The following is a 9,576-nucleotide window of genomic DNA, read 5'->3' on the forward strand; positions in this document are numbered from 1 at the left end:
TGCATCTTCATGCATTTAAGTCCCTCTGGTCAAAGGTCAGCAGGGACTTTTTCGTTATATTCCGTTTTTAAAACAATCACTATGGGAATTTTTGGTTTCTTTTCTAAAGACAAGAAAGAAAGCCTGGATCAAGGCTTACAGAAATCTAGCGAAAACATCTTTTCCAAACTCAGCAAAGCAGTAGTTGGAAAGTCAAAAGTAGATGAGGAGATTTTAGATGAATTGGAAGAAATCCTCATTACCTCTGATGTCGGAGTCGACACCACTATCAAAGTTATTCGAAGAATTGAAGAGCGAGTAGCTAGGGATAAATACGTCAATACAGAGGAACTCGATAAGATTCTTAAGGAAGAAATTTCTGGCCTGCTAGAAGAAAACAACACGCAAGATTTATTGGATTTCGAAATTCCTGAAGGAAAGAAACCCTATGTGATCATGGTAGTTGGAGTCAATGGAGTCGGAAAGACCACAACCATTGGTAAGCTCGCCAACCTTTTTAAATCAGCTGGGAAATCCGTGGTTCTTGGTGCCGCAGATACTTTTAGAGCTGCAGCAGTTGATCAATTGATGTTATGGGGTGAACGAGTGGGTGTACCTGTCATTTCACATGGAATGAATACAGATCCTGCCTCAGTAGCTTTTGATGCAGTAAAAAAAGGAGTAGACAGTCAAGCAGATGTAGTAATTATTGACACCGCTGGCAGACTACATACCAAAGTCAATTTGATGAATGAATTGGGAAAGATTAAGCGTGTAATGCAAAAGTTTATTCCGGATGCACCTCACGAGATTTTATTGGTATTGGATGGCTCCACCGGACAAAATGCCTTTATTCAAGCTAAAGAATTCACCAAAGTTACTGAGATTACTTCCCTGGCGGTCACAAAACTGGATGGTACCGCAAAAGGAGGAGTCGTAATTGGTATTTCTGACCAATTTAAAATCCCAGTAAAATACATCGGAGTAGGAGAAAAAATGACCGATTTACAATTGTTCAACAGAAAAGAATTTGTCGATTCACTCTTTACAAAAAAATAGCATCCCCATCCTTATCTCATTCAACCTCAGAACTATCTGAGGTTTTTTTTGTTCCAACTATAACCATTTTAATAATTTTATCGTAATTTAATATGATATCATTTTAACATCATAATGAAATGGAAATAACTAAAAAACCTTCGTCTGGATATATATTTATCCTATTGGATCTGGCCTTAATTGCAGGCTCAATAATATCTTTTATCAATTACCTTCCAATCCCGGGAGTGATCGCAACTTTTCTTGCCATTATGATCATACCTGGGTATTTCATCGTGGAACCAAATAAAGCTATGGTTTTACTCCTATTTGGAGAGTACAAGGGAACTGTCAAAGCAAATGGATTTTTCTGGGTCAACCCATTCATGACTAAAAAGAAAATTTCTTTGAGAGTACGAAACTTTGAAAACAAGCCCCTCAAGGTAAATGACAAGATTGGTAATCCTGTTATGATCGGAACGATCGTAGTATGGCAAGTGGAAGACACCTTTAAGGCTACATTTGATGTGGACGACTATGAGAATTTTGTTCACCTTCAAACAGATGCTGCTGTCAGAAAGATGGCAGGTCTTTACCCCTATGATAATTTTGAGGATGAAGAAGCTGAGGTTACGTTGCGCTCTGGAGTAGAAGAGGTAAATCATTCGCTGGAAGCTGAAATCATAGAACGGTTGAACCATGCAGGAATAAAAGTGATTGAAGCCAGAATATCCCATTTGGCGTATTCCTCCGAAATTGCCTCAGCCATGCTTCAAAGACAACAAGCCACTGCCATTGTAGCTGCTAGACAAAAAATAGTAGAAGGTGCAGTAGGAATGGTTGAAATGGCATTGGAAGATTTAAAAATCAAAGACATCATTGAATTTGATGAGGAGAAAAAGGCTGTAATGGTTTCCAATTTGATGGTAGTACTTTGCTCCGATAAGAGCGCTAGCCCAGTCCTAAATGTTGGCACCTTGAATCAATAACCATGAGTTACCAGATTTTCAAAGAGACACAATCCTATAGAGGAAGTTGGGTCATGTATTTGATCCTCCTTACAGAAGTACCTACATTAATTTTAATGTTGGTACTTTTCTTCACTTCAGAGGATCGTCAGGAAGCAGGGATAGCACTTGCTGTGGTATTTATAGTAATCGCACTCAGTTTTGCCTTATTGCTCAATATATCTTTAGAAACCAGAATTGATCATACAGGAATACATTATAGATATTTTCCTTTTATCCAACAATGGAGGTCAATCCCAAAAAATCAGATTTCTTCCGTCAAGGTCATCACATTCAACCCACTTTTTGATTATGGCGGTTGGGGAATAAAAGGAAATAAGTCCACTAAACTCTATAATATCCTCGGAGACGAAGGACTATTAATCGATGCTGGTGAGAGCAAAAAGATATTACTTGGAACCTCCAAACGGAAAGAACTGGAGGTATTTCTAGAAAACTGGAGGGAGGGAGAACATGCCTAAGAAAAAACCATTTGCCTTACGCTTAGATGAAAACATGATGAAAGCTGTAGAAAAATGGGCTACCGATGAGTTCAGAAGTACCAATGGCCAACTTGAATGGATTATCCGAGAGGCTTTAAAAAAAGCGGGGCGTCTACCCAAAGATAAAGAGTAGACTAAAGCTCTGGCTGGTAAAGCAGTTGTTCATTTTCAAAGTCATATAAGGTTAAGGCTCGAAGTTCATAATAGGCTATCCAAAAATCCTTCAAAGAACTGAAGAACGCCCTTTTATTGGTGTCTTTTTCATTTTGGGCAATATTCAAATCAGATATAGTCACATTCCCCGTTTGATACCTATTTAAGGCAATTTGGTATCTTTTTTCGGCTACTTCATCTGATTTTTTGGTTACTTCAATCCGATCTCGAATCATCAAAAAATTCCTGACTTTTGTGAAAATCTCTTGTTCAAAATTAATCCTCTCCTGCTCCACTTCATATTCGGTCAATTGTTGATTTGCCAATGCTTGTGACATCCTTGCCTTATTTCTACCCCAATCCAATATAGGAACTGAAATCCCTAAATTGACCAATGCCTGCGTATTGGGATTTTCGTAAATCCCTCCCCAAGTCAATGCCGCATTATTGTATCCGTAACTCGCATTCAAATTCATACCCAATCTTTGACCTTTGGCATTGGCAACATCCGCCTCCGATTCAAGCATTCTCCTTTCAAACCCCAAGGCTTCAGACCGATGCTGAAAAGCATAATTGATCGCCTCATCAATATCTACATTAAAATCCGGGATCTCATTGGGAGAAAGCAACTTAATCTTTGCATTTTGATTCAATCCTATGTAAGAATTCACTGCCAATGAAGATCGCTCTAGGTCTAATTGAGCCTGAGCCAAATCCTGTTTCGCTTGTAAGGTTTGTAACTCAACTTGCAATAATTTATCCTCGAAAGTGGCTCCTATTTCATACCGCTTTTTCTCGATGGAATATATGTTTTCGGTGTTGGACAGATTTTTAGATGCAATATCAAAATTCACTTGAGCGATTAAATAATCAAAAAACAATTCCGTGACCATCATCGAAATCCTTTCAGCCTCTTCTACGAATTCTCTCTTACTTTCTTCAAATAATAAAGGTTGAATCTTTTTATCCCACTTATAAGGATTATAAGCGAAAATTGGCTGCGATAAATTTACATTTAAAGGAATCCCAGACCAACTCGTTTGAACCTCATTGTCTCCTGCTAAAAAGTTATCAAATCGATTGGTAGAAGTATTCACCGAGACAGTTCCTCCTGTAGGCCCAATTACTTGTTGTAAACCTAAACCAACATCAATAAAGTTTTGATTTACCTCTCTAAACTGGATGGACCCATCAGGTTGCTCCACATTGTTAAAAGCTTGAGAATAAGAAGGGATATTTCCATTAAGCCTAAGTTGTGGATTATAATTTGACTTAAAATATCTATATCCCCAATACCTGTTTTCTCTCCTAGTTTTAGCCCTTAAAGAAGCAGGTGACTGATCTTTGGCCCTTTGGACCATTTCCTCCAATGAATAAGAAATTGAATCCTGAGCATTGGATGGAATGGAGATTAAGAAGGTCAATGCAGAAAAAGTAAAGACGATTAATTTTGAGGAAAAGGGAAAGTCCATAGCTAAGTTTTAAAGAATCAGGTTTTAAGAGCGCTCAACTAAAATAATGATAGTTTGATGGGAAGCAAAAGACATTTTGGGTTCAAATGCTAAAACTTCCTAAAGAGTTAAAAGAAAAGTTAGATCTGGGCTACTACCACAACATTGAGTAACTTGCGGCCTTAATACGAATAGAATGAAGCCCATCATCAGTTTTGTCATCCGGTATATCCCAAGACCTATTTTACAAAAAGTAAGTCCTTTGGTCATGAAGTTTTTCACCCAACTCAATAAGGGAACGGATGTTAATTGTCCTGTATGTAATCATAGCTATAAAAAATTCTTGCCTTATGGAAGAGTGGCCAGGGAAAATGCTTTATGCCCTAACTGCTTAGCTTTAGAAAGACACCGCTTGATGTGGTTATTCCTTCAAAACAAGACAAATTTCTTTTCTGCTCCTTTGAAAGTCCTTCATATTGCGCCCGAACATTGTTTCATTAATCGATTCGAAGCTTTGCCAAACCTGGAATATATTACTGGCGATATTGAATCTCCACTTGCAAAAGTCAAAATGGACGTTCATCAAATTCCTTTTGAGGACAACTCCATTGATGTGGTATTTTGTAATCATGTGATGGAACATGTGAAAGATGACATAAAGGCTTGTTCCGAAATTAATAGAGTACTGAAAAATGAGGGATGGGGAATCATTCAATCCCCAGTTTACGATTTACCTGAAACTATCGAAGATGCCGGTATCACTGACCCTGCTGAAAGAGAACGTGTTTTTGGTCAGCGGGACCATGTCAGAAAATATGGGAATGATTATGCAATAAGACTAAGAAAATCAGGATTAGTTATTGAAGAAAACAACTATGTAAAAGAGCTCTCCGAAGGAATTATCAAAAAAAATGCGTTGCCGGAAAAAGAGATCATTTTCGTCTGTAAAAAAGGCCACTAACCCTTAATTCGTTTTTTAACCCATTCAACTAGTAGGCCTGCACCATAGGAACATAATTGAATAATCGAGGTAATTAAACTAAGCCCACCTACTGAGAAGGACTTATAACGAATACTTGATTCTATCAGTACAGCTAAGGACCATCCGACCAGCAACAGCAATTGAATATGAAAAACAGGTAATTCGAACAGCCCAGTGAATACCATACTGGTCAAAAAAATTAAAAAAAGACTCGGTAGCCAATGAACCAATTTGATAGCATCTGGGTGAAACCTTGAGACGTTCACTCTATTTCGGCCAAATGAAAATGCTTGTTTAGAAAAGGAAACTAAGGTGTTTTTCCTTTTATGGTATACAAAAGCCTCTTCCACCAATTCCAATCGAAACCCTTCCTTTTTAATTCGGATACTCCATTCTATATCCTCTCCTTGATTTGGATCCAAAAAACCCTTGGTAGATTCGAAAACAGTACGAGATACCCCCATGTTAAATCCTCTCGCTTGATACTTTGTAGGGTCCTTTAATTTTCCTCTGATTCCTCCGGTAGTCCAAAAAGAGGTCATAGCAAAATCCATTGCTTTCTGTAAGGAATTGAAATCCCTATCAGCTGCATCAGGACCTCCAAAAGCATCTAAACCCCTAACTTGAATCGCCTTTTTGAGTAACTCTAAGTAGTTTTTTGGCAATAGGACATCAGAATCCAGAATCACAAAAAAATCTCCTTTCGCCAAACGCATCCCGTCATTTCTGGCAAATCCTTGCCCTCGATTTTCTCCAAAATGATAATGGATATCAAGTTTATTCTGGTACTGATCGATTACACTTTTTGAAGTAATAGAAGAACCATCTTCCATGACAATCACTTCAAATTCCTGTTCTGTCTGTTGAACTAAACTTGATAATAGATCGGCAAGTTCTTCAGGACGGTTATACACCGGTATGACAACCGAGAAAAACATCAGTAATCAAAATTAAGCTCTTCGTCTATTTTATATTCGGCTTCTTTGGACTGATTAGAAGTCATCAACTCTGCAATAAATCCAGTCACAAACAATTGAACTCCTATAATTAATGCAACCAATGCTAAGAAAAACAGGGGTTGTTCGGTAATTTCACGTACCTCAAACCCTTTACTTAGTCCATAGACCTTTTGAAATATAAGCCAGCAGGTAATTACAAAGCCTGAGAAAAATGATAAAGAGCCTAATAACCCAAAAAAGTGCATGGGCTTCTTTTTGTATCGATGTACAAAAGAAACTGAAATTAAATCTAGAAACCCATTGAGAAAGCGCTCAATACCAAACTTGGAATACCCATATTTTCTAGCCTGGTGTTGAACAATCTTTTCTCCGATCTTGGGATAGCCATTCCATTTTGCGAGCAGAGGAATGTATCGATGCATTTCACCATAGATATGAATATTCTTCACGACCTTTAGTCGATAGGCTTTAAGCCCACAATTAAAGTCATGCAATTTAATTCCTGATATCCATCTTGTGACAGCATTAAAAAACCTAGAAGGTATCGTTTTGGTAATCGGATCATGCCTTTCTTTTTTCCAGCCGGAAACTACATCAAAACCACCTTCTTTGATCAAGGTATATAATCCTGGGATTTCATCTGGACTATCTTGCAGGTCCGCATCCATTGTAATTACCACCTCACCGGACACTTTTTGAAATCCTGCATCCAAGGCCGCGGACTTACCATAATTCCTAGTGAAATTTAAGCCCTTTACAAATTCATTCTTTTCAGATAATCGATTAATGACAGACCAAGAGTCATCCGTACTTCCATCGTTGATAAAGAGTATCTCATAAGAAAAGCCGTGGTCATCCATCACACGGCTAATCCATTGAGTTAATTCATTGAGAGATTCCTCTTCGTTAAATACAGGAACGACTATGGAAATTTGAGGCATATTTTAATAATCCAGAGACTTATCTCTTTTTTTGAGAATAGCAGCTAAAATTAATGCAATAATAGCGTAGATAATAATCCCTATCCCAAAACTGGTCAATTGACCTTTAAGGGTAAATTGATTGGTAGTATTTTCTCTTATTTCTTCCAGTTGACCTGGAGGAAGTGAGTCAGGAGAAGCTCCAAAATTCTCCATCATTTTTAAACTATTTTCAAATGCAAGGTCACCCAAAACGCCTGGTAAGGATGGGTCTATTACATGAAAAAGCAAAATCTGTCCAATAAGACTTATGATACCGGAAATAAGAATGGCTATAAAGCTAAAATTAAAGGCAGTCCCAAAAGTCATAAAACCACCAATTTCAGTCCTGTACTGTCTACCAAAATAGATGATCAATCCAAAAAAGACTACCAAAGCGATTAAACCAAACCAAGCGGAACCTAATAACGTGGCATCAATAAAGTAAGCAATAAAAGTCAATGCAAGCGATATCAAGCCAATCGTTAATCCTGGTTGAATAGCCGCTTTAAAAGGAGATTGTTGCTCTTCCATAATTTTCTAATTAGGGTTTTTTCTCAAAATAATTGAAATAATAATAGTAAAAAAAAGACCCGGTACGATTTTCCAAATAGCATCATTTAGAGCGACATCAGAAATCTTCATTGCCTTTACGCTTTCAAGTGTTGCTTTGTAGGAATTATCTCCTACCTGAGAAACGATCGTTTCTTTACTTGTTACTAAAGTATCAATTTTAGAAGACTTTATTAGCTCAAAAAGAGTAGGGTCGAAAGATAAAATCAGGTAAATCCCAATAAAAGAAAGAATTGCGATAATCATATACGCAACAAAGCCTACGCTCATTCCTTCTGCAAAAGATATATAACCATGGTTGGAGTAATCCTTAAAATACCGTAAAGCCAAATAAATAGAAATAGGCACAATTACATACCCAAAAATTAAATTTAAGGTAGTGGGATCTTCATTGAAAAAGGAAAGAGTAATAAAGGAAATAACACCTAAAACCCCTCCTAGCACACCAAATAGGTAAGCAGATTTGAAATACCTATTCATCGACTTTGATTAACTCTCCTTTCTGAATCACATATTTAACTTTTCCTGTAAGCTCTTTACCGAACCACGGGGAATTAAAAGAATTGGATTTATTGGATTTCCTATCAAACAACCATTTTTCATTTGGATCAAAGATCGTCCATGCTTTATTCTCTTCATCAATGATAGAAAGTGGACCAGTTGTCATTTTTTCAATCAATAATGGCCATGTCAGTTCGTCTTGTAGTTTCACCAACGCAGGTAAAAATGTTTGTAGGCCCACCATCCCAAAAGATGCCAAGTCAAATTCCATAAACTTGGAATCGAAATCTTGAGGACGGTGATTAGAAACCAGTGCGTCAATGGTTCCATCTTTTAAACCTTCTATTAATGCTTGTCTATCTGATTCACCTCTAAAAGGAGGTCTAACTTTGTAATTAGCATCAAAAGTCATCAGGTCTTTATCTGTAAAGAGCAATTGGTATATGGATACATCACAGGAAATGTTTAATCCCTGAGCCTTGCCTTTTCTAATTAAGTCCACACCCTTAGCTGTACTGACAGTCTGGAAGTGAACCTTCCCTCCAGTGTAATTCAATATTTCCAAATTTCTTTGAATGGCAACGTCTTCTGCTAAGCTTGGGATTCCTTTCATCCCCAGCATGGTAGAGTTTTCACCCTCATGCATTTGACCAAAAATAGCCAATAAAGGATCATACGCATGGTCAAAAAGAACTCCGTTAAATTTCTGTAGATACTGAAGGATTTTCATGTATCGATCACCATTAGCCAGTGTTTTGGTACCTTCACCAAATATGGTCACACCAGATTGATGATACATGTCTAATATTTCGGTCAGATCTTCTCCTTCATTATTCTTCGTCACTGCTCCTTGCACCAAAATATTCAATGGATATTTTTTTGCCTTGTTTAGTACAAAATCTACTTCATTTTTACTTTGAATTACAGGATTGGTATTAGGTAACAACACGGCAGAAGAAAACCCACTGCTCATCAACGTCTCACAAAGAGATTCCACCGTTTCTTTGTATTCAAAACCTGGATCTCCTACCATACATCTTAGATCTACCCAACCTTGGGACACCATCATTGCAGAAGCATCTATTACTTCTGTGGGTTGTATGTTATTTTGATCTGATGCGGGAAGGAGTTCACCGTCGTGAAAAATAAAATCCTGGGCTTTTTGAACTCCTGAAGGAGTTATCAATTTTAATCCTTGAAATAGAATTGACATGAACTTTTTTCTTTGCTACAAAACTGCAACAATATTCTAAAAATGAAAAATAGAAATTGAATTGTATTAAACAAAAACTTCTGCGTTGAGCGGAGTCACTACCCGTATTTAGTTAGAAGCTAGCTATACAAGGTTCGAGACATGAGAATCCTGAGGACTAGAAGAGAAGAGTAACAACAAAAAAAGCCAGCTGGATAGCTGGCTAGGTAAAAGGGAAGGGATGGGTTTTGCTCCCTGTGGGGCTGAAAACACAAAAGC

At 37.5% G+C, this 9,576-nt stretch carries 11 protein-coding genes; 5 read left to right on the forward strand and 6 right to left on the reverse strand.

Annotated elements, in window-relative coordinates; translation table 11 throughout:
• The first annotated feature begins 81 nt into the window (after positions 1-81).
• The 4 genes from ftsY (at position 82) to JYB62_RS19450 (ending at position 2,660) form a co-directional block, all read left to right on the forward strand.
• Positions 82-1,038, forward strand: a complete 957-nt coding sequence (gene ftsY / locus JYB62_RS19435; protein ID WP_207758656.1) for a signal recognition particle-docking protein FtsY — start codon at positions 82-84, stop codon at positions 1,036-1,038.
• Positions 1,039-1,157: 119 nt separating this feature from the next.
• Complete coding sequence (locus JYB62_RS19440; RefSeq protein WP_205647056.1) at positions 1,158-2,006, forward strand: SPFH domain-containing protein; 849 nt, start codon at positions 1,158-1,160, stop codon at positions 2,004-2,006.
• Positions 2,007-2,008: 2 nt separating this feature from the next.
• Positions 2,009-2,506, forward strand: a complete 498-nt coding sequence (locus tag JYB62_RS19445; RefSeq protein WP_205647057.1) for a hypothetical protein — start codon at positions 2,009-2,011, stop codon at positions 2,504-2,506.
• Positions 2,499-2,660, forward strand: coding sequence for an Arc family DNA-binding protein (locus JYB62_RS19450; RefSeq protein ID WP_205647058.1), 162 nt, complete (start codon positions 2,499-2,501; stop codon positions 2,658-2,660). Before JYB62_RS19445 ends, JYB62_RS19450 begins: the two co-directional genes overlap by 8 nt.
• A gap of 1 nt (position 2,661) precedes the next feature.
• On the opposite strand, the gene JYB62_RS19455 is transcribed toward JYB62_RS19450, so the two are convergent.
• Complete coding sequence (locus JYB62_RS19455; RefSeq protein WP_205647059.1) at positions 2,662-4,152, reverse strand: TolC family protein; 1,491 nt, start codon at positions 4,150-4,152, stop codon at positions 2,662-2,664.
• A 175-nt stretch (positions 4,153-4,327) separates the two neighbouring features.
• Between JYB62_RS19455 and JYB62_RS19460 the strand changes: the two genes are divergently transcribed.
• On the forward strand, positions 4,328-5,092 hold the full coding sequence (locus JYB62_RS19460; RefSeq protein ID WP_205647060.1) for a class I SAM-dependent methyltransferase: 765 nt from the start codon (positions 4,328-4,330) through the stop codon (positions 5,090-5,092).
• Here the strand turns inward: JYB62_RS19460 and JYB62_RS19465 are convergent.
• From JYB62_RS19465 to JYB62_RS19485, 5 genes are read right to left on the reverse strand one after another with little or no spacing between them, the layout of a single operon-like run.
• Positions 5,089-6,051, reverse strand: coding sequence for a glycosyltransferase (locus JYB62_RS19465; protein WP_205647061.1), 963 nt, complete (start codon positions 6,049-6,051; stop codon positions 5,089-5,091). The genes JYB62_RS19460 and JYB62_RS19465 overlap by 4 nt on opposite strands.
• Positions 6,051-7,013 carry a glycosyltransferase family 2 protein gene (locus tag JYB62_RS19470; protein ID WP_205647062.1) on the reverse strand — a complete coding sequence of 321 codons (963 nt, stop codon included), beginning with the start codon at positions 7,011-7,013 and terminating at the stop codon, positions 6,051-6,053. The genes JYB62_RS19465 and JYB62_RS19470 overlap by 1 nt, the downstream gene beginning before the upstream one ends.
• Positions 7,014-7,016: 3 nt before the next feature.
• A complete protein-coding gene (locus JYB62_RS19475; protein WP_205647063.1) occupies positions 7,017-7,565 on the reverse strand; it encodes a DUF4199 domain-containing protein in 549 nt (182 codons plus the stop codon).
• A 6-nt stretch (positions 7,566-7,571) separates the two neighbouring features.
• Positions 7,572-8,084 (reverse strand): DUF4199 domain-containing protein, encoded by a 513-nt coding sequence (locus JYB62_RS19480; RefSeq protein WP_205647064.1) that lies wholly within the window; start codon positions 8,082-8,084, stop codon positions 7,572-7,574.
• A complete protein-coding gene (locus JYB62_RS19485; protein WP_205647065.1) occupies positions 8,077-9,318 on the reverse strand; it encodes a dihydroorotase in 1,242 nt (413 codons plus the stop codon). Before JYB62_RS19485 ends, JYB62_RS19480 begins: the two co-directional genes overlap by 8 nt.
• Between the last annotated feature and the right edge of the window lie 258 nt (positions 9,319-9,576).

The organism is Algoriphagus lutimaris (assembly GCF_017051705.1).
GTDB lineage: Bacteria > Bacteroidota > Bacteroidia > Cytophagales > Cyclobacteriaceae > Algoriphagus > Algoriphagus lutimaris.